20 protein-coding genes are annotated in these 19,788 nt (G+C 70.9%); 6 read left to right on the top strand and 14 right to left on the bottom strand.

The window, feature by feature from the left end; genetic code table 11:
* Positions 1-34 precede the first annotated feature (34 nt).
* From POL72_RS27410 to POL72_RS27420, 3 genes are read right to left on the bottom strand one after another with little or no spacing between them, the layout of a single operon-like run.
* Positions 35-841 (bottom strand): phytanoyl-CoA dioxygenase family protein, encoded by an 807-nt coding sequence (locus tag POL72_RS27410; RefSeq protein ID WP_272098628.1) that lies wholly within the window; start codon positions 839-841, stop codon positions 35-37.
* 45 nt (positions 842-886) lie between these two features.
* Positions 887-1,027 (bottom strand): hypothetical protein, encoded by a 141-nt coding sequence (locus tag POL72_RS27415; RefSeq protein WP_272098630.1) that lies wholly within the window; start codon positions 1,025-1,027, stop codon positions 887-889.
* Between the two features lie 52 nt (positions 1,028-1,079).
* Positions 1,080-1,532 (bottom strand): hypothetical protein, encoded by a 453-nt coding sequence (locus POL72_RS27420; protein WP_272098632.1) that lies wholly within the window; start codon positions 1,530-1,532, stop codon positions 1,080-1,082.
* Positions 1,533-1,791: 259 nt separating this feature from the next.
* Here POL72_RS27420 and POL72_RS27425 point away from each other — a divergent pair, with 259 nt between their 5' ends.
* Together POL72_RS27425 and POL72_RS27430 are read left to right on the top strand one after the other, a co-directional pair.
* Complete coding sequence (locus POL72_RS27425) at positions 1,792-2,958, top strand: hypothetical protein (protein WP_272098634.1); 1,167 nt, start codon at positions 1,792-1,794, stop codon at positions 2,956-2,958.
* A gap of 101 nt (positions 2,959-3,059) precedes the next feature.
* Entirely contained in the window at positions 3,060-4,013 is a 954-nt protein-coding gene (locus POL72_RS27430; RefSeq protein WP_272098636.1) for a hypothetical protein, read from the top strand.
* Between the two features lie 17 nt (positions 4,014-4,030).
* Here the strand turns inward: POL72_RS27430 and POL72_RS27435 are convergent, their stop codons facing one another.
* The 4 genes from POL72_RS27435 to POL72_RS27450 all read right to left on the bottom strand — a co-directional run bounded on the left by POL72_RS27435 (position 4,031) and on the right by POL72_RS27450 (position 7,644).
* Positions 4,031-4,615 carry a hypothetical protein gene (locus tag POL72_RS27435; RefSeq protein WP_272098638.1) on the bottom strand — a complete coding sequence of 195 codons (585 nt, stop codon included), beginning with the start codon at positions 4,613-4,615 and terminating at the stop codon, positions 4,031-4,033.
* Positions 4,616-4,686: 71 nt separating this feature from the next.
* Positions 4,687-5,697, bottom strand: coding sequence for an inorganic phosphate transporter (locus POL72_RS27440; RefSeq protein WP_272098640.1), 1,011 nt, complete (start codon positions 5,695-5,697; stop codon positions 4,687-4,689).
* 10 nt (positions 5,698-5,707) lie between these two features.
* Positions 5,708-6,358 carry a DUF47 domain-containing protein gene (locus tag POL72_RS27445; RefSeq protein WP_272098642.1) on the bottom strand — a complete coding sequence of 217 codons (651 nt, stop codon included), beginning with the start codon at positions 6,356-6,358 and terminating at the stop codon, positions 5,708-5,710.
* A 245-nt stretch (positions 6,359-6,603) separates the two neighbouring features.
* Positions 6,604-7,644: an AraC family transcriptional regulator gene (locus tag POL72_RS27450; protein WP_272098644.1), complete on the bottom strand. Its 1,041-nt coding sequence runs from the start codon at positions 7,642-7,644 to the stop codon at positions 6,604-6,606.
* A 222-nt stretch (positions 7,645-7,866) separates the two neighbouring features.
* Here POL72_RS27450 and POL72_RS27455 point away from each other — a divergent pair, with 222 nt between their 5' ends.
* Both POL72_RS27455 and POL72_RS27460 read left to right on the top strand, forming a co-directional pair.
* Complete coding sequence (locus POL72_RS27455; RefSeq protein WP_272098646.1) at positions 7,867-8,835, top strand: aldo/keto reductase; 969 nt, start codon at positions 7,867-7,869, stop codon at positions 8,833-8,835.
* 178 nt (positions 8,836-9,013) lie between these two features.
* The gene (locus POL72_RS27460) at positions 9,014-9,778 is read left to right on the top strand and encodes a M90 family metallopeptidase (protein ID WP_272098648.1); all 765 of its coding nucleotides are present in this window, start codon (positions 9,014-9,016) and stop codon (positions 9,776-9,778) included.
* 35 nt (positions 9,779-9,813) lie between these two features.
* Here the strand turns inward: POL72_RS27460 and POL72_RS27465 are convergent, their stop codons facing one another.
* Genes POL72_RS27465 through POL72_RS27480 form a run of 4 tightly spaced genes read right to left on the bottom strand, consistent with a single transcriptional unit; the run spans position 9,814 to position 13,821 of the window.
* Positions 9,814-10,572, bottom strand: a complete 759-nt coding sequence (locus tag POL72_RS27465) for a hypothetical protein (RefSeq protein WP_272098650.1) — start codon at positions 10,570-10,572, stop codon at positions 9,814-9,816.
* Positions 10,573-10,624: 52 nt separating this feature from the next.
* Positions 10,625-11,218, bottom strand: coding sequence for a hypothetical protein (locus tag POL72_RS27470; protein WP_272098652.1), 594 nt, complete (start codon positions 11,216-11,218; stop codon positions 10,625-10,627).
* Positions 11,219-11,227: 9 nt separating this feature from the next.
* Entirely contained in the window at positions 11,228-13,363 is a 2,136-nt protein-coding gene (locus POL72_RS27475; protein ID WP_272098654.1) for a xanthine dehydrogenase family protein molybdopterin-binding subunit, read from the bottom strand.
* Positions 13,360-13,821 carry a (2Fe-2S)-binding protein gene (locus POL72_RS27480; RefSeq protein WP_272098656.1) on the bottom strand — a complete coding sequence of 154 codons (462 nt, stop codon included), beginning with the start codon at positions 13,819-13,821 and terminating at the stop codon, positions 13,360-13,362. The genes POL72_RS27475 and POL72_RS27480 overlap by 4 nt, the downstream gene beginning before the upstream one ends.
* A gap of 210 nt (positions 13,822-14,031) precedes the next feature.
* On the opposite strand from POL72_RS27480, the gene POL72_RS27485 reads away from it, so the two are divergent.
* Positions 14,032-15,696, top strand: a complete 1,665-nt coding sequence (locus POL72_RS27485) for an NTP transferase domain-containing protein (RefSeq protein ID WP_272098658.1) — start codon at positions 14,032-14,034, stop codon at positions 15,694-15,696.
* Here the strand turns inward: POL72_RS27485 and POL72_RS27490 are convergent, their stop codons facing one another.
* A complete protein-coding gene (locus POL72_RS27490) occupies positions 15,697-16,476 on the bottom strand; it encodes a hypothetical protein (protein WP_272098659.1) in 780 nt (259 codons plus the stop codon).
* Positions 16,477-16,940: 464 nt separating this feature from the next.
* Here POL72_RS27490 and POL72_RS27495 point away from each other — a divergent pair, with 464 nt between their 5' ends.
* Positions 16,941-17,510, top strand: a complete 570-nt coding sequence (locus tag POL72_RS27495) for an SgcJ/EcaC family oxidoreductase (protein WP_272098661.1) — start codon at positions 16,941-16,943, stop codon at positions 17,508-17,510.
* Positions 17,511-17,543: 33 nt separating this feature from the next.
* Here POL72_RS27495 and POL72_RS27500 read toward each other — a convergent pair whose 3' ends face one another.
* Together POL72_RS27500 and POL72_RS27505 are read right to left on the bottom strand one after the other, a co-directional pair.
* Positions 17,544-18,788, bottom strand: coding sequence for a glutathionylspermidine synthase family protein (locus tag POL72_RS27500; protein ID WP_272098663.1), 1,245 nt, complete (start codon positions 18,786-18,788; stop codon positions 17,544-17,546).
* Positions 18,785-19,636: a DUF350 domain-containing protein gene (locus POL72_RS27505; RefSeq protein ID WP_272098665.1), complete on the bottom strand. Its 852-nt coding sequence runs from the start codon at positions 19,634-19,636 to the stop codon at positions 18,785-18,787. The genes POL72_RS27500 and POL72_RS27505 overlap by 4 nt, the downstream gene beginning before the upstream one ends.
* Positions 19,637-19,788: the final 152 nt, after the last annotated feature.

A 19,788-nucleotide genomic window follows, 5' to 3' on the forward strand; every position in this document is an offset into this window, starting at 1 on the left:
GCGCGCGGCCTGCGCGTCGCGGCGTGTCGGATGCTCACGGATCCCGGCGCAGCGCCGCGCGGATGGCTTGCTCGACCGGAGAGCTCTCGCCGTCTTCGCGATCGAGCCGCAGCGGTTCGGTCGGGAGCAGGGGCGGCTGGGCCATGAAGCGTGGGCGCGTGCCGCGGTGCGGCTGCGCTGAGTGGACCAGGAACGGGTGGCACAGGTAGACCGTTCCCGACTCGCCGGTCGCGAGCACCTGCGGTCGGTGGGCCGTCTCGGCGAAGCCGTTCGCGGCCAGCTCACGCAACGTCAGCCCCGGCTCGCCCGCCGGCGCGAGCTGCCTCGCGATGTCCAGGTGGGACCCCGCCCGGATGCGCGTCGGCGCGTCGGATTCGCCGACATCCGAGAAGAGGAACAGCATGAGCAGCGCGCGGCCGCGCGACGCGACGTTCACGCGCCACGACATGAAGTCGGGGTTCTCGGTGCCGAAGCTCACGTCGACGTGCCAGCCCGCATCTCCCGGATCATCGGGCGACGGAAAGCGAACGGGCCAGGTGCCGAGCGCTTTCTGCGGTTGCCAGCGCCCGCGGCCGACAAGCTGATCGAACGCGGAGTGAAGCACTGGCGTGTTCGCGGCGTCAGCGAACGGTCGCTGGCCGTACATCCCGAGTCGAACGACCGGCTTCGTCCAGGTCTTCGGATCCTGCGGATCCATCCCGGTGTCACGCCACAGGATGGCGCGGCCCTCGTCGGCGAGGGCCCGCGGGAACGCCGCGTCGATCCGGACGAATCCATCGGCGATGAAGCGCTCGATCTGTTGATGGCTCAGCTCGACCATGGCGTGCGGGCCAGTCTGCATGGCCGCTCCCGAGGGGGCAAGCGGGTTAGGTCGGGCTCGCCTGGATCAGCCGCCGGGAGGCGGGCCCATGCCGCCGGGCGGCCCTCCCATCCCGCCTGTCGAGCAGAGCTCGTTCGCGAGCGAGGAGCGGATCACGGGCGTCTTCCAGGCGAGCAGCGATCCGTCCGCCGGCTGTTCGGCCGACATCGCTTACCGCGCGGCCGAGCTCCACGGCTCCAGCCTCGGTTTGCGGCCGTCTTCAGGGGATCTGCACCTCGGTGGAGCCGATCTTCTTCGGATCGTTCGGCTCGTTGATGTTGTCCCAGCGGCGGTACAGCTCGACGCCCAAAGCCCCCTTGCTCAGGCCCTTGATGGCCATACCGATGTCATAGCGGCAGTCGCACCCGGCCACGGCCCCGGGGTCCATGTCCACGGGCTGCACGAGCACATCCACCCTGCTGCCGGCGATCCGGACGAACCCCTCCACCTCCTGGTCGCATCGGAACTGCGCGGCGCGGTACTCGAGGCGAACAGCGCCGCGCTCGGGCGTCGCCACGAGCGCCTCCTGCACCGTGTCGTCGTACGCGCCCGCCTTGCACTCGCTCTGGGTGAGGCCCTCGATCGCCTCCGCATCCTCCCAGCCCTCGGGCAAGTCCGCCCCGCCACAGCCGACCACGAGGAGCGCCGCGACCATCCACGCCTTGTTTTGCATCTCGTCCCTCCGGTGAGCGCGCATTGCAACGTGTGTGCCTGGTGTGTGCCCGCAACCTCACAGGGCGCAGCGGCTGATCTCGGGGGACATCCGTGTCGCGGGTGTGCCATGGGCTCTTCGGTCGCCGTGGGATCGATGAGCGGACCGCCGCACGACGGAGGTACCCTGCGATGATGCTGGCGACTGGCCACGCGAGGAGCGACCGGCCCGAGAGGTGTCCACGCCGCTGAGCAACGACCATTGGAGCGAGGAGGGCGTGATGCGGCGATCGCTGGGGCTGATCTTGTGCTTGTCGATGGCGACCGTGGTTGCGGCTTGCGGGGACGACCAGCATGGGGGTGACGGGGGGACGGGCACCGGTGGCGCCGGAGCGACGAGCTCCTCGGGAGCCGGCCCGGGCTCGGGCGGCTCGACGCCGGAGCCTCCAGCGCACGAAGGCGGCGGCCCCGCGGCAGGCAACCCGGATGGCAGCTGCGCTGTTCCGGACGAGGCTCAGGCCGTCGACACCTCGTCACCGAAGACGGTGATCGGCGACGGGACGCCCGAGAGCTGCACCTCCGAGGCGGTCGTCAGCGCCGTCGCGGCCGGCGGCATCATCACATTCGACTGCGGCCCGGAGCCGATCACCATCACGCTCGAGGAGACGGCGAAGATCTTCAACGATACCGGCCCCGAGATCGTGATCGACGGCGGCGGGCTCGTGACCTTGAGCGGCGGCGGGAAGCGGCGGATCCTCTACATGAACACCTGCGACGAGGCGCAGGTCTGGACGACGCCGAACTGCGACAACCAGGACCACCCGCGCCTGACGGTCCAGAACCTCACCTTCCTCGGGGGCAACTCGACGAACGATGACGACGAGGGCGGCGGAGCCATCTTCGCGCAGGGCGGGCGCCTGAAGGTCGTCAACTCACGCTTCTTCAACAACACGTGTGATCCGACCGGCCCCGATCTCGGCGGCGCGGGGATCCGGGCGTTCATGCAGTACAACGGCCTTCCGCTCTACGTGGTGAACAGCACCTTCGGCGGCGCCGAGGGCTACGGGAACGAGTGCGCGAACGGCGGCGGCATCAGCAGCATCGGCGTCTCCTGGACGGTCATCAACAGCCTGTTCTCCCACAACCGCGCGCTCGGCAACGGCGGCAACCCCGCGATGGCCGGGACGCCGGGCGGCGGCAGCGGCGGGGCCATCTACAACGACGGCGACACGATGACGCTCACGCTCTGCGGGACCCGGATCGAGCGAAACGAGGTGAACGCCCACGGGAGCGCGATCTTCTTCGTGAGCAACGATCACTCCGGAAACATCGTCATCGACCGGTCGGTGATCACCAACAACATCGGCGGATCGTGGTACCCGACCTATCCGCAGATCTCGAACCACGACGACACGCCGATCATGGTCACGGCGTCGACCATCGAGTGAGCGCGACCTGTCGCGCCCGGCGGACGCCGCCGGCCGGGCGGCACCGGCTGCCCGACCCGGGTTGCCGGTCACACTCTGCCGCCGCCGCGCGATGGAGGGGTATGCCGAACCGCCGCTCGCCCCCCGGACCGCATCACCTGCTCGCGCTCGCGCTGGCCGCGGCGCTCACCACGCCCGCTGCCCGGGCGCGCGCCGAGACCTGCGCCGCCACCGAGGGCCAGGCGCTCCCGGACGCGCTGCCGATGCGCGACTTCGCCGTCCGCCTCGGCGAGCGCATCGACGCGTGCGCCGCCGATGCGCGGCGCCCCGACGCCGAGCGCTTCTGCGCCGAGCACGGGCTAGAATGCAGCGCCGGGCGGGTCCGCGACTACGTGCGCGTCCGGACGCTCTTCGAGATGACGCGCGACGGCGGTCCGTTCCGGCTGCGCTGGAGCATCACCGATCGCAACCCGACCGCCTGGCACATCTGGGCCGCGTGGAGGCAGAGCCCTCCGCTCGCGTCGTCGGCCGGGCCCTCGGCGACGGCGGAGTGCGACGAGCTCTCGGCGCTCTTCGCCGGGCTCGCGCGCCGGCTCGACGTCCGCGGGGTCGGCCTCTTCTGGCCGACGTGGAACCACACGATCGCCGCCTGGGACGTGGCCCCGTCCGTCCGCGTGCTGGTGCCGACGTCGCAGATCTTCCTCGCGTGCGACGCGACGTTCGATCGGACCACGTTCCTGCCGTCGAAGCAGCGCGTCGTCTACGAGCTCCGCCTGACCGACGCGCTCGACAGCGTGCCCGTGCCGCGGCCCCTGGCGACGTTCCTGCTCGATCAGGTGGCGCACTACGCGGGCGCGTCGCTCGACGTGCTCGCGATGATCCGGACGCACCGGGCGCTGCGCTACGGATCGAGCGTGCCCGCGTCCTGCGGTGAGGGCGCCGCCGAGGCGGCGAAGGCGCTCCGCGCGCGGCCGCTCTCGCCTGCAGACCGCCGGGCGCTCGCGCGCTACGGAGCGACGGAGCTAGGGCTCGCCGCGCCGTCGGCCGAGGCGGCGCTCGCGCAGATCGCGCGCTGAGCGCGCCTCGCGAGCGTTCAGTCCTCGCCCCGGACCCGATGGCTGATGTACATCGCCGTCAGCTTGCCGAGCTGGCTCGCCGCGTCCCGCGCGCGACCTCCGCTCGACGGGTTGAGCAACGAAGCCGGCGACTTCGCCTCGATCAAGAACTCGTCGAACACGCGCCCTGCCGGATCGGTGAGCTGCACCGTCGCCTTGAGGAGCGTGTCCATGTTGAAGACGCCGGTGAAGACGCCGGGCTCGTAGAACGTCACGTTGGCGCGGATGAAGAACGGCGCGTCCGCGGCGCTCCTCGCCCTGACGACGATCGCGTCCTCCGACGCTGCCTTCTCGACGAGCGCCTCGGTGAACGCCTCGTTCATCGCCGACTTGTCCTCCTGCCAGCTCTGCCGCTGCTCGGCGTCCTTCTCCGCCATCCAGTCGGCCTCGGAGCTGTTGCCAACCTGGAGGGCGTTGAACGCGATCGGGACGACCCCGAAGCGCCCCTGGCCGTAAAACGGGTTCGGCATGGCCTGACGGGAGGTCTTCCAGGGGTGCCCGCACGCGGCGAGCAGGGGAGTCAGGCAGAGCATCAGGATCCAGAGCGCATGGCGACGGTGCACGGAGGGGCCTCCTTGGAAAGCGAACAGCAGTGTCAGCAGTGTCAGCAGTGGGCGACGCGGCGCCTCGACGCTCAACCGCCGAGGATCGACGAGAGCCCGCGGTAGCAGGCCCACGCCACCACGGCGCTCACAGGGATGGTGAGCACCCAGGCCCAGAGGATGCGCGTGGTCACGCCCCAGCGCACCGCGCTCACCCGCTGGCTCGCGCCCGCGCCCATGATGCAGCCGGTGATCACGTGCGTCGTCGACACCGGCATCCCGAGGAACGACGAGGTCAAGATGGTCGCCGCAGCGCTGGTCTCGGCCGCGAAGCCATGAATCGGCTTGAGGTCGATGATCTTGGTGCCCATGGTCTTGATGATCCGCACCCCGCCCGCCGCCGTGCCGAGGGCCATGGCCGTCGCGCAGGCGAAGACCACCCAGAGCGGCACGTGGAAGTCGCCGTGGCCCGCAGGGATCACGCCGTACGCGACCAGCGACATGGTGATGATGCCCATCGTCTTCTGGGCGTCGTTGCTCCCGTGCGAGAGCGCCATGAAGCCCGCGGAGACCATCTGCAGGGTCCGGAAGCGCCGATTGACCACCGCCGGCCGGGTGCGCCGGACGATCCAGAAGATGGCGATCATCCCGAAGAAGGAGATCACGAACCCCACGAGGGGGCTGATGACCAGGCTCTTGACCACCTTCAAGAGCCCCGCGCCCTGCACGGCCGCGGTGCCCGCCCGCCCGGCGCCCGCGCCCACGAGCCCGCCCACGAGGGCGTGAGACGACGACGATGGGATACCGAAATACCAGGTGAAGAGGTTCCAGAAGATCGCGCCCACGAGGGCGCTGAGCACGACCACCTGGGTCACCGCGGAAGGGACGATGAGCCCTTTCCCGATGGTGCTCGCCACCGCCGTGCCGGTGAGCGCGCCCCCGAAGTTGAACAGCGCCGCGAGCATCACGGCGGTGCGGATGGGGAGGACACCGGTGCTCACCACCGTGGCAATGGCGTTGGCCGTGTCGTGGAAGCCGTTGATGTAATCGAAGACGAGCGCGACCACGATCACGAGGGTCAGCGTGACGAGGAGAGTGTTCATGGCGCGCCCCTCAGGCGTTCTTGATCACCAGCGCCTCCAGCGCGTTGGCGACGTCATCGCAGGCGTCGAGCGTGTTTTCGAGCCCCTCGAGGAACTCCTTGTGCTTGATGAGGTGGATAGCGTCCTTCTCGGTGTTGAAGAGGTCGACGATCGCCGAGCGGAATATCTGATCGCCGTCGTGCTCGAGCTTGGCGATGGCCTTGCAATGTCGGTTGATCTCGGCGACCCGCTTCATCCCCCGGAGCAGCTTGACGGCGCTGTGGATCTCGCTGCACCCTTCCAGGATCTTGGCGGCGAGCTCCTGGCTCGCCGGCGGGAGATCCTCCATGGCGTGGACCACGACGCGCATCATCGTGGAGTGGACGCGATCGGAGACGTTCTCGAGGTCGGTCGCGAGGGCGTAGATGTCGGAGCGATCGAGCGGCGTGACAAACGTCTTGTTGAGAGCGTCGTAGACGTCGCGGATCACCGCGTCGGCCGCGTGCTCGATGTCGGTGATGCGCGAGACCAGGGCTTGCCTCTCGCTGGCGCTCCGGGCGCTGCAGCACTCCGAGAGGACGTTGGCGCTCTGCAGGGCGCAGTCGGCGCCCCGCTCGAGCAAGTCGAAGAAGTGCTCTTCACGAGGTAAAAGCGATTTAATGACCCGATCGAGCCACATCATGCACCTTTCTTGGCGGGCGGGCGCATCCTAGCACGAGGACGTGACGCTCGATGGGGGCGCTTCGCGCCGGGCAGCCGCCACGGCGGGCTGTGTAAGGTCTTACCGAAGCGTTGTGTAGGGGGGCAGGAAAAATTCGCCCTCGTGTCCATCGTCATGGGCGTCCCGAGCGGGAACGTCGGCGGCCGCGGTGGCTCGGGGCCGGCGCGGCCGGGCGCCGCTCGACGCCGCTTCCACGCCGGAGCAGATCAGCGGCGGCGGGACCACGCGCCGGGCGGCACGCCGTTCCAGCGCTTGAACGCGCGCGTGAACGCGGCGACGTCCGTGAACCCGACAGCGAACGCCGCCTCGGTCACGGTCGCGCGGTGCGCCGCGAGGAGCTCCTCGGCCATCGCGCGCCGCGCGTCGTCGACGATCGCCTGGAAGCTCGTCCCGCGCTCGGACAGGCGGCGCTGGAGGCTGCGCGCGCTCTGGCCGACGGCGCGCGCGACGCGGTCGAGCGTGGCCTCGCCCTGCGGGATCGCCGTGCGCAGCTCGCGCCGCACGCGCGCGAGCACGTCCTCCTCGGCGCGCGGGAGCACGCGGTGCTCGCCCGCGGGCAAGCCGAGCGCGCGCTCGAGCTGCTGGGCGAGGAGCGCGAAGAGCATCGGGTCGGTGGTGCTCATCCGCGCGTCGAGCACCGCCCTCGGGTACTCGACCTCGGCGCGCGGCTCGCCGTAGCGGATGGGCGCGCGAAAGACGCTGCGCGCGAGCGCGTCCTCCGCGGGCGGCGGGCGCACGAGGCGGACGACCGTGGGCTCGCGGGGGGGCGTCGCGGCGCGCCGGAAGCGCAGGACGGTGGTCGCCGCGAGGTAGTCCCACACAGCGCTCGGGGCCGTGTGGCCCGGCGCGAGCGCGAAGCGGAACGTCACGTGGGCCGGCCCCTCCTCGAACGTGTGCGCGGCGGCGTCGTGGATGAGCCGCTGGAAGCGCAGGAACGCCCGCACCGCGCCGCGCACGTCGCCCGCGCTCGCGAACGTGTACTCGACGAGCGACTGCGGCGCGGCGTCGACGAGCACCGCGGCGCGCACGCCGAACGACTCGTCCGCAGCCGAGAGCGCGGCCCACGCGCGGCAGAGCTCGTCGTGCGTCACCCGCGCGTCGGGGCGGCCGAGCACCGCAGGGTCGACGCCGACGCGCGCGCACACCTCGGGCGGCGCCATGCCGTCGCGCTGCGACGCGGTCACGACCGCGATGCCGAGCGCCTGCGCGAAGACCGTGGCCGGCTGGGTCGCGGGGCGCGGGGTCACGGAGGAGGAGCCAGGGTTTCTGCGAGGGGCGGCGGCGTCAAGCGGCGTTCCGCCTGGCCCGCCCTTGGCTCACGGTTTGCAGACTCTGCAGATGCAGATTGCGGGGCGCCCAGCGCTGCCGCGAATCACGCGTCTTGTGTGTGGCGCGTAATACAAACATCCCTCGCTCAGCGGCGCAGCCAGCCGCCGCGACCAGCTCGTGTTCGCTCTCGGAGGAAGACCATGACCGATTTGCCCACTCGCCTGCTCGGACGCACCGGCGTCCGCGTCACCACCCTCGGTTTCGGCGCCATGGAGCTGCGAGGCGCCCCGCGGGGCCCTGAGCTCTCGGATCAGGAGGCGGAGCGCATCCTGAACGACGTGCTGGACTCCGGGATCAACTTCATCGACACCTCCATCGATTACGGTCGCAGCGAGGAGCGGATCGGGCGCTTCCTCTCGCACCGCAGGCACGAGTACTTCCTGGCTTCGAAATGCGGGTGTGTCGTCGGCGGAGCCCAGGGCGAGCACGTGCACACGGCGCAGAACATCCGGCACGGCGTGGAGAACAGCTTGCGCCTGCTGAAGACGGACCACCTCGATCTGGTGCAGTTTCACCGGAGCCTCACCCGGCAGGAGTTCGAGCAGGACGGCGCCCTCGAAGAGGCGCTGAAGCTCAAGAGCGAGGGGAAGGTGCGCTTCCTCGGCGTCTCCGGCACGCTGCCCAACCTGGTCGAGCAGATCGAGCTCGGCGTCTTCGACGCCTTCCAGATCCCGTACTCCGCGCTGCAGCGCGAGCATGAAGAGGTGATCAGCAAGGCCGCCCAGGCCGGCGCCGGGACGATCATCCGCGGCGGCGTGGCGCGCGGCGCGCCCACCGATTGGCAGCGCACGAATTACATGCTGCCGGGCACCACGATGCAGGACCGGTGGGAGCGAGCCAGGCTCGACGAGCTGCTCGATGGCCAGACCCGGATCGAGTTCACCCTGCGCTTCACGCTGTCGCACCCGGGACTCAGCACCACGATCGTCGGGACCCGGGACCCGAAGCACCTGCGCGACAACCTGGAGTTCGCGAGGAAGGGCCCCCTGCCGAGCGAGGTGGTCGCCGAGGCGAAGCGGCGCTTGACCCAGGCGGGATCGACGCCGGAGGCCGTGCCCGCGACGGGCGTACGCGCGGCCGGCGCGGCGCAGGCGACGGCGCAGGCGTAGGCGTAGGCGCAGAGCCGGCTCTGACGAACTGCCGCAGGCGGCACGCCTGCTGCGCGGCGGCCCCTCGTTGCTGCCATGGCAGCAGCCGGTGGTGATCCGCTGCTGCGGTACGGGCACTCCGAGAGGGCCGCTCACCGCTCTTCCGATGGCGCCAGGCGAGCGGGTAAGGTGGTCGTCGATGCTGGCCTTCCTCAGGAAGCGGCGGCGCGACGCCGTCCGCCGCGAGCCCTTTCCGCCCACGTGGCGCGAGATCCTCGACCGGAACGTGCCCTGCTTCAGCCGCCTTCCGGCCGAGGACCAGCAGGAGCTCCTCGGGCATATCCAGGTCTTTCTGGACGAGAAGCCGTTCGAAGGGTGCGGCGGCCTGGAGATCACCGACGAGATCCGGGTCACGGTGGCGGCCCAGGCGTGCCTCCTCCTCTTGCACCGCGAGACCGACTACTACCCTGAGCTCGAGGTCGTCCTCGTTTACCCGAGCACCTACGTGGCCCGCGGCCGGGAGGTGCGGGAGGGGGGCATCGTCGTCGAGGGCGATCGCGCGCGGCTCGGAGAGTCGTGGTCGCGGGGGTCGGTCGTGCTCGCGTGGGACGGCGTGCTCGCGGGCGCGGCGGACATGAGCGACGGTCACAACCTCGTGCTCCACGAGTTCGCGCACCAGCTCGACCAGGAAGAAGGCCCCGCCGACGGCGCGCCCGAGCTGCCCGAGCGCTCGATGTACGCGGCGTGGGCGCGCATCCTCGGCCGCGAGTACGAGCGCCTCCTCCGCGACGAGGCGACCCTCAAGCGCACGGTCATCGATCCGTACGGCGCGACGAACCCGGCCGAGTTCTTCGCTGTCGTCACCGAGGCCTTCTTCGAGAAGCCTCGGAAGCTCAGGGCGAAGCACCCGGAGCTCTACGAGCAGCTGAAGGCGTTCTACTGCCAGGACCCGGCCGGCCGCTAGCGGCGCCGCCCGCCTTCGCCGTCGCCGCGTTCGACTTACGCCTGGACGCACACGCCGGCCGCGGAGCAGACGCAGCATTCTCCGCACCCGCCGCTGTTCACGCAGTCGATGCACCTGCCGGCGCCGTCGCACTGATCTTGCAGGGAGTTGCAGAAGGTGCCCGCCGGCGCGGGCTGCGCCGCGCAGAGACCGTTATCGCAGGTGTATCGGATGCATTCCGTCGAGGCTCCGCACTCGGCGTCACGCGAGCACTCGGCCGCCGGCACGCAGTTGCCAGCGTCGTCGCAGCGTCCGGCCGGGCAGGACCCCGGCTGGGGCGTGTGCTTGGGTGTCGTCCCGACGCAGGTGTCCGCCGTGCACGGGTTGTGATCGTCCTCCGGCTCATCGGCGGCGACGGCGACCTGAGCGCCGCGCCCATCGCAGAGGAGGCGCTGGCAGTCGCCTGCGTTCGGTGCGATCTCGGTCCCTTCGGGCAGCGGCGCTGTGCCGCACCTTCCGGCGACGCACGCCGGGACCTGGCAGGGCTCTGCCGGGGCAGGGCAATCCGATGGCCCCGTGCAGCTGCCGCCGGAACCGGCGCTCGACACAGCGTCGCTGCTCGACGCGGCGTCGCTGCTCGTCTCGCCCGCGCCTGCGCCACCTGTCCCGCCGGCGCCGCCGCCCCCGCCGACGAAGCGGCGCTCCTCGACGCTGCACCCGACGAGCGCCGCGAGCACGAAGAGCTGAAGGAGAGCCGACGACGTGCCGCCGGCGCGCCGACACGGACCCGATGCCGAGGCGGGAGACGACCCCATGCGCCGCATCATAGAGCAGGCGCTGCCCGACGGCGAAGCGCGTGACCGTCGATCATCCACCCGGGCAGGGCGCGCCGGCGCGGGCCCAGGTCTCCCATGCAGCGACGAACTCGGCGCGCGGCGTCGGGATGGGCGTGCGGCCAGCGCCAGGGTTCCAGCCCCAGGTCACGAGGGGATCGTCGAGGTGGACGCGCAACGCCGCCATGTCCTTGCCGCCATTGCGCTTCGGATCCTTGATCTGCTCGCACAGGGCGCCCGGCGCGACACCGACGAACACCATCGGCATCTCGGGCGGCGGCATGTGCCAGCCCTTCGAGACGCCCGGCGGCACGTGCACGCCAAAGCTGTTCGGCGGGTTGGTCGGCCCGTGGCACGTCGTGCACTCCGCGCCTGGCATGCCGTGGCCCGTGGGACCGCGGAGCACGAACTGCGTGTGCAGGCGGCCCTCGTCGCCCTGGAGCGGCACGTCGCCGGCGGGGTGACAGTTCTGGCAGCGAGGGTGCTGGAGGACGCCGCGCACGGTCTCGAACGCAGCGAGGGCGGTCTCGCGGCTGACCGGCGACGGCGACGGCGCCTGCGAGGCCCCGGGCGTCTGTCCCCCGCACGCGGCGAGGAGAGAGGCGAGGACAAGAGAGGATCGGATCATGGTCAGTTCCTAGGCGAGGCGAAACGGAAGGGAGCGCAGCCGCTGCTTGGTCAGCGCGAACACTGCGTTCGCCACGGCAGGCGCGATCGGCGCGGTGGCAGGCTCCCCGATGCCGCCCATCTTGGCCTTGCTCGGGATGAGATGGACGGCGATGCGCGGCATGTCGAACATCCGGAGCATGGGATAGTCGTGGAAGTTGCTCTCCTGGACCTTCCCCTCGGCGATGTTGATCTTGCCGTAGAGCGCAGCCGTGAGGCCGAAGGCGACGCTGCCCTGGATCTGCGCCTCGATGCCGAGCGGGTTCACCGCCGTACCGCAATCGACGCTGCAGGTGACCGAGTGGACGCGGATGCGCCCCTTCTCGATCGAGACCTCGGCGACCTCGGCGATGATGGAGCCGAACGACTCGTGCATCGCGAGCCCCCGCGCCCGTCCCGGCGCGGGCGCGGTGCCCCAGCCGGCCTTCTCGGCGGCGACCTTCAGCGCGTTCGCGTGCCGCGGCTTGTCCTTGAGCAGCTCGAGGCGGTACGCGAGCGGATCCTGCCCTGCGGCGTGCGCCAGCTCGTCGACCATGCTCTCCACCGCGAAGGCCGTGTGGGTGTTGCCGACCGAGCGCCACCACAGCACGGTGACCGGCGTCCTCGGCGAGTGCAGCGACACGCGGAGCGCGGGCGTCCGCTCGACATAGGGCGACTCGGCGATCCCTTCCACCGAGGTGAGGTCCACGCCGTTCTTCGTGACGAACGACTCGAGCGGCGTGCCGGCGACGATCGACTGGCCCACGACCACCTGATCCCATGCCGCCGGCACGCCGCGCGCGTCGACGCCGACCTGGATCCGGTGGACGAAGGCGGGGCGGTAAAAGCCGCCGCGCATGTCGTCCTCGCGCGTCCACACGACCTTCACCGGCACGCCGGCGGCCTTCGCGACGATCACGGCCTCGCCCACGAAATCTGCCGCGGGGCTGGCGCGCCGCCCGAAGCCGCCGCCGAGGAACGTCGTGTGGATCTGGACCTTGTCGGGCGTCGTGCCGAGGATCTTCGCCGCGGCCATCTGGTCGCCGGTCTGGAACTGCGTGCCGGTCCAGATCTCGCAGCGATCGCCGTCGATCTTGACCGTACAGTTGAGCGGCTCCATCGGCGCGTGCGCGAGGTAGGGCACGTCGTACTCCGCCTCGAGCCGCGATTTGGCGGCGGCGAGCGCGTCTTCCACCTTGCCGACGCTGGCGGCGACGACGCCGGGCGTCCGCGCCTGCGCGTGGAAGTCGGCGAGCAGCTTGGCGCTGTCGACCCCGCCGCCCTCGGGCTGCGCCCACTCGGCGCGGAGCGCGTCGCGCCCGAGCTTGGCGGCCCAGAAATGCGCGGCGACGACGGCGACGCCGTTCGCGGTGGGGACGACCTTCTCGACGCCGGGCACCTTGAGGGCGTCGGCGGCGTCGAACTTGACGAGCTTGGCGCCGAACGCCGGCGGGCGGAGCACCACGGCGGTGCGGAGCCCGGGGAAGTGCACGTCGAGCCCGAACTGCGCCTTGCCCGTGACCTTCTCCGGCGTGTCGATGCGGCGCACGAGGGTGCCGATCAGCTTCCAGTCCTTGGGGTCCTTCAGCTTCACCTTGGCCGGCGGGGCCAGCTTCATCGCCTCCTCGGCGAGCTGGCCATAGGTCAGCTTGTCCTTGCCGTGGGTGACGACGCCGTTCGCGGCGGTGCACGCCGCGGGCGCGACCTTCCACCGGGCGGCCGCCGCGCGCAGCAGCATGTCCTTCGCCATCGCGCCGACGGTGCGATACCGCTCGAACTCGCCGTTCGTCGTCGACGACCCCCCGGTCATCTGGAACTGCAACGCCGGATGACCGTAGACCGGCGCCGCCGGCGCGTGCTCCGACCGCACCTTCGACCAGTCGCACTCGAGCTCCTCGGCGATCAGCATCGCGAGCCCGGTCCAGATGCCCTGGCCCATCTCGGAGTGCGCGAGCACCACGGTCACGGACTCGTCGGTGCCGACGCGAACGAACGCGTTCGGCGAGAGCGGCGGCGGCTGCGCAGCCTTCGGCGCGGCGCGGACCCCCTGCGGGACGTAGAAGCTGATCAGGAGCCCGGCCGCCGAGCCCGCGGTCGCTTGCAAGAAGTCACGCCGGGAGACGGTCACTTGCCACCTCGCTTGAGCCTCGACGCGAGGATCACCGCCTCGCGTACACGAACGTACGTCCCGCACCGACACACGTTTCCGGACAGCGCGGCGTCGATGTCGGCGTCGCTCGGATCAGGCTTCTGTTCGAGCAAGGCGACCGCGGTCATGATCTGCCCGGACTGGCAGTACCCGCACTGGACGACGTCGGCCTGCGCCCACGCCTGCTGCACCACGTGCGACCCGTCGGGAGACAGGCCCTCGATCGTCGTCACCTTGCGCGTCCCGACGCTCGACACCGGCAGGACGCACGAGCGCGCAGGTTTGCCGTCGATGTGGACCGTGCAGGCGCCGCACTGGGCCATGCCACAGCCGTATTTGGTGCCGGTCAATCCCAGCAGATCACGGAGCACCCAGAGCAGGGGCATCTCCGGACTGGCATCCACGTCACGAACAACGCCGTTGACATCGAGCTTCATGGCCGTCCAGGCCATACTTTTGAGCCGGCGCGCCGTCAAGCGACTGCGCATGTCCTTATCATTTCTTCACCATCGGCCAGCGGCTCGCCGGCGTCCTGTAACGCAACGCCCGACGGCGAGCGGCCGGGCGGCGTGGAGAGGGTCCGGTCGTCGCCAGCGACGGCGAACGCCCTGGCGGGGGCCTCATGAAGGGTGAATGATGCCGAGCGCATGAACGAGCTTGAGCGGATCGTGCGCGAAGCGGCGACATTGGTAGCAGAGCGGTCCCCGTTTCTCCTCGCGACCGTCGTGCGGGTGTCGGGGTCGTCGTACCGGCGTCCGGGGGCGCGGATGCTCGTCGCCGGCGATCGCTGGGTATCCGGGTGTGTGAGCGGCGGCTGCCTCGAGGGCGACGTGATGCTCCGCGGAGAGCACCGCTGCCGCGATGGCGCCGTGGTGGTCACTTACGACTCGACAACCGAAGACGGAGAGACGTGGGGTGTGGGGCTCGGCTGCAACGGCGTCGTCGATGTCCTGCTCGAGCACGTCGCGGCCGGAGCGACCCACGACGCGCTCGCGTTCGCCGCGGCCTGCTTCGCCGAGGAGACCACCGGCACGCTGGTCACGGTGATCCGCTCGACGGCCGGCGCGGTCCGGGTCGGCGCGCGCCTCGCGTTCGGCCCGCCGTGCGCGCTCGCGCACCCGGTGACCGATCCGGCCGCGCGCTCCGCGATCGAGGCCGCGGCGCGGGGGCCGGCCGGCGTCGTGGAGCTCGACGGGCTCGGGATCACCGTGCTCGTCGAGAAGATCGCGCCGTCGCCGCAGCTCTTCGTGCTCGGGGGCGGTCACGACGCGGTGTCCATCGTCGCGCTCGCGACGTCGGTCGGGTTCCGGGTCACGGTCGCCGGTCCCACGATCCGGCAGGCGTCCCGGTTCCGCGCCGCGGATCGCGTCGTCTCGACCGGCGGCGCGGCGGATCGTCTCCGCGCGCTCATCGACGCCGCGGCCGAGCCGTACGTCGTGATCATGCACCATCAGCTCACGCCGGATCGCGACGCGCTCGCGGTCGCCCTCGCGTCGCGCGCCCGCTACATCGGCGTGCTCGGGCCCGCGCGCCGCACGCGCGATCTGCTCGCCGAGATCGGCCACCCCGGCGACGATCCGCGGATCCACGCGCCGATAGGGCTCGATCTCGGCGCCGAGACGCCCGAGCAGATCGCGCTCTCGATCGTGGGCGAGCTCCAGGCCGTCGCGCGCCGGGCGCAGGGGGGAAAGCTCCGCGCCCGCGCCCGACCTCTGCATGCGCGCGTGGCGCTGGTCGTGCTCGCCGCCGGCGGCTCACGTCGACTCGGTCGCCCCAAGCAGCTCGTCGAGCTCGACGGAGCGCCGCTGGTCCGGCGCGTGGCGACCACGTGCGTCGAGGCCCGATCCGGACCGGTCGGCGTCGTGCTCGGCGCCAACGCCGGCGCGGTCGCGCGCGCGCTCGGCGATCTGGAGGTCGCGCACATCGCGAACGATGGGTGGGAAGAGGGCATCGCCTCCTCGGTCCGCGCCGCGGTCCGGTGGGCGGAGGCCTCGAAGGCCGACGCGCTCTTGCTCGCGCTCGCGGACCAGCCCCTGCTCACGGTCGAGCACCTCACCGCGCTGCGGCAGGCCTGGCTCTCGGGCGCGCCGATCGCCGCGTCGCGGTTCAGCGGCGTCGTGGGCGCGCCGGCGGTGTTCGATCGATCTCGCTGGGACGCGCTCTCGCGCCTCCAGGGCGACCAGGGCGCCGGCCGCCTTCTGCGCGCCGAGGATGTCGCGGCGATCGACTGGGCGGGCGGGGCGATCGACGTCGATACGGCGGACGACGTGCGCGCGCTCGGGGGCCACGCGCCGGCGAATCCGCCGGGTTGATCACCAGCAGCTGTAGTCGTAAACCGTGTGCAACGTCTCCCCGGTACGCTCGACCAGCAGATCGCCGTCGAAGACGTAGGTAAAGGCCGGGATCGATGGGCTAGGCGTGCCGTCGAGCGGGCTCACCCCCTGCTCCCGGCGGACGAGACGACAACCATCGTAGACGATCTCCGTCGTGATGGTCGGCAGATCATCCGTGAAGCGGTCGAACGTCAGCTGAGCGGGGCGCCCCTGGTCATCGTGATCGTATCGGACGAAGTAATCGTCGTTGCCGAAGGTGATCGCCCGCGCGTCGTCGTCGTAGTCGATTTCCAGGACACGGGTGTCGGCCGCGCCGGTCCGGGTCATGCGGATCATTCGACCGCCCTCGTAGTCGAAGGTGTGTGTATGGGTATCGCTGCCCCGCGTCTCGATCGCTCCGATGACATGCTGGCCGTCGTATTCGTAGACGATCGACGTCTCGAGTCCCGTGTCCAGCTCCGTGTCCGTCTGGGCGCACGGTCCGGGATGAGGCCCATACATCCACGGACCGAGCTCCGGCATGGGGACGCGGCCAGCGAGCTCTGGACAGCCCGTCGCGCCGGCGCCGCCGCCTCCATCACCTGACCCGCCCGTGCCGCTCGAGCCTGTCGAGGCCGCCGAGCCTGAAGCGCCGGCGCCCCCGCTCCCCGATGTCGACGTGGACGTCCCGTCGGAGGCCTCGTCGTCACCGCAAGCCACGAGCGCGAGCAGGCACATCGTGGCCACGTATCCGCACGTTCTGAAGACAAATCGATGCATCTCTCTCCTCATCCGTCAACCTGGGTCGGGTCGCCGGGCCGTCGCGCCCCGGTCATGGGAATGTCAACCTGGGGCGCGTTCCTCAGACATCCTGGTACGCGACCGTGATACCGGATATTCGACCTTGGCCCTCAAGCATCATGAGGTCACGCTGAGTTGGCGGCGCGCAGTGAACGCGAGCTCCTTCAGGATGCTGTGAGCGCAAGCGCCGTTCATCGCCTCCAGCGCCGCCGAGCATTGTGCGCAGCGGACCCAGCGGACACCCGAGCGTACCTATCCGCGGTCGTCCTGGCAACATGCGATCCGGCCGAGCGCTGATCCTCGATGACGATGCGAGCGGGTCAACGCCTGTTCCACGTGATCGAGGCAGCTCTACCGGCCGCGGAGACAGCGGGTCGACCCGAAGCCCGATCGAGCGCGGCGCCGGTTGACGTCCCGCGCCGGTTCGCAGTAAGTGGCGTCCCATGCATAGAGCCCTCGCCATGGTCGCGCTGCCGCTCCTTGTCCTCGCGTGCGCGCCCGCGACGCCCCAGCCCGTCGCGCCGGCGGCGCCAGCGCCGGCCAGCGCGGCGGCGGCGCCTGACGCCCGCGAGCAGCAGGCGCTGGGAGAGCAGCTCGTCGCCGCCTTCAACGACGCCTGGAACCGGCACGACATGGATGCGTTCGCCGCGCTTCAAGCGGAGGACGCCGATTTCGTGAACATCTTCGGGATGTGGTGGCATGGGCGGGAGGAGATCCGTGCGAATCACGTCGGCATTCACAAGACCGTCTTTGCAAAGAGCCGCCTCGCCAGCGTGCGTGTCGAGACACGCTTCGTCACGCCGGAGCTCGCTGTCGTCCGCTGGGCATGGGAGCTGACGGGCGTCGTCACCCCGGATGGCCAGCCCGTGCCCGACATGCAGGGCATCCTTGTGCACGTGGCGCGGCGCACGGGGGACCGGCTCCAGATCGTGACGACGCAGAACACGCAGGCCACCGCCGACGCGTTCCGCGCGGTGCGCAGCATGGATGCCCCGGCCCGACCCGCGCAGTAGCCGCCCCCGGGCGCGTCCGGCCTGCGAACGCTCCTACCGCACCAGCGCCGGCGCGCTCAGCGCGGCCGCGTCCGTCATCCCGGCCTGGACGCGCGCGTAGATGCCGCACGCCTCGCCGGCGATTAGATAGATGCCGTAGTTGACCGACTCGCGCCGCGCGTTCTCCAGGGCGGCGAAGTACCGCTGCGCGATCCACCGCCCCTCCCGGGCCTTGGCCAGGGACGCGCGCCAGACGTCGTCGGGGGTGTGGCGCCCGAGGATCACCTCTTCTCCTTCGGCGCCGTAATCGCTCTTCAGGACCCACTCCTCGCGCTGCGCGAGGAGCAGCTCGGGGTGCACCGTCTCCAGCCGCGACGTCACCGGGACGTGACGCTGGATCACCGACTGCGCGTGCGGCGAGAAGCGATGGAGGTGCTCCCACATGAACGCCATCGAGCGCTTGTTCTGCGGCAGCACGGCGCCGAGCGGGTTCAGGATCGCCGCGCGCCCGTCGGCCGCGGCGGACAGCACGGCGCCGAGCGGGCCGGCGAGCGGCTCGGCGTCGGGGATCCGCTCGTCGGTCCACACGCTCGAGCGCTCTCCCCACCAATCCGTCTTGTAATGGCGCAGCAGGACCGAGAAGGGGGCGTCGAAGAGCGACAGGCCGCGATCGTCGTGGCCGAGGTTGTACGGCGAGCCGAGGAGCACGGAATACCCGCGCTCCGTGAGCCAGCGCCGGTAGAGGCGGATGACCGAGAGGTCCTCGGTGAACTCCGTAGGATAAACGAGGCCGAGGCGCCGCGTCGCGGCCTCGCCGAGGAGCGCGCGGGCGACCTCGTCCACCATCGCGCAGAACCGGGCGCCGAGCTCGCCGTTGGGGTCGCGCGCGCCCGGGTGATCCGGGGCCGCGAGCGCGCTCAGCACGACCGCCTCCGCCTCGCCCGTCGGCGTGTCGCAGTTCAGCTCGGCGATCGCGGGGCCCTCGTCCGTCAGGAAGACGTCGGCGCGCGCGATGCCGTGCCACAGCGGCTGTGACGAGAGCCACATCGCCTTCTGGCAGGGCGTCAGACAGAAGAAGTCGTCGAGCAGCGACGGCTCGTCCGCGACGATCAGGCAAAGCTCGTTGTAGACCGCCGCGACCTCCTCGGCGGCGCGGTACAGGGCGCGCTGCTCGGCGGCGGTGACGAACACCGGCTCCTCGCGGAAGCGCGGGGCCCCGTCGAACCAGGGGTCGGTGATGAGGCCCGTGTCGACGATCTTCGCGGCGAAGGCGTCGTAGGCGCGGTCAGCGGAGGTCATAGGAGGCGCGCGATGGCGATCGAGGTCGCGAGGTAGGTCGCCGCCTCGAGCGCGCCGAGCCCCTCGTTGCGGTCGGCCGCGATGCCCGCGTCGAGGCGGCCGCCGCGCAGCGCGAGCGGCGCGCCGAGCAGCACGCTCTGCACGAGGAGCTGCCGCACAGGGTAGAGGGCGAACAGATAGAGCAGCACGCCGCCATAGCCCTTCAGCGAGATGAAGAGACCCTCGAAGTCGCCCTCGAGCGCCCGCGCGATGATGATGGCCACGGCGATCGAGGCGCCGGCGTAGCTCAGCGCGGCGGCGAGGTTCTCTCCCTGGATCTGCTCGGCGTCATCGTACGTGGTGAGCGCCCGGAAGAGCGAGATGAACACGTGCAGCGTGATCTGCGCGAGGAGGAAGAAGCCGAGGGAGATCGCGAGATCGCCGAGATCCTTGCCCGCGATCGCGCGCGAGGTGATGAGCCCGGTCGCCACGTAGTGCGCGCCCGCCGCGAGCCCCGCGGCCGCGTTGCCGCGCTCGATCTCGGCCGGGAGCCGCGCCCTGAGCAGAAGGCGGATCCCGAGGTGGCCGGTCGCGAGCACGAGGAGCAAGCCTACCACGGCGAACGCGCTCACCCAGAGGAGGTCGCGCGCGAAGCCCTCGCCCTCGAGGCAGTTCTTCACGGCGTTGGCGGCGACGAGGAACACCGCGAGGACCTGGCCCACCGTGAGCAGCCGGCGGGCGGCGTTGCTCTCGGTGAGATCGCGGGCGACCGTGTGCGCCGGTGAGAAGACCCTCTGCCCGATGCGCAGCAGGGCGAGCAGAGCGAGCGTGGTGCCCAGCCCGAACCCCATGACGTAGGACAGATCCATGGGACGCACGCTACAGAACGCGCCGCGCCCTCACAAGCCCAAGGTCTCGCGTCACGCCGCCGCGATGCGCAGTCGGCTTTCGGGCTTTTGCGGGGCGCCGTGCGCTTTGTGATATGGGTAGGCCTGCGGGGCGGTGACGCCCGGCTCCGGCG

The organism is Sorangium aterium, from assembly GCF_028368935.1.
In the GTDB taxonomy this organism is placed as follows: domain Bacteria; phylum Myxococcota_A; class Polyangia; order Polyangiales; family Polyangiaceae; genus Sorangium; species Sorangium atrum.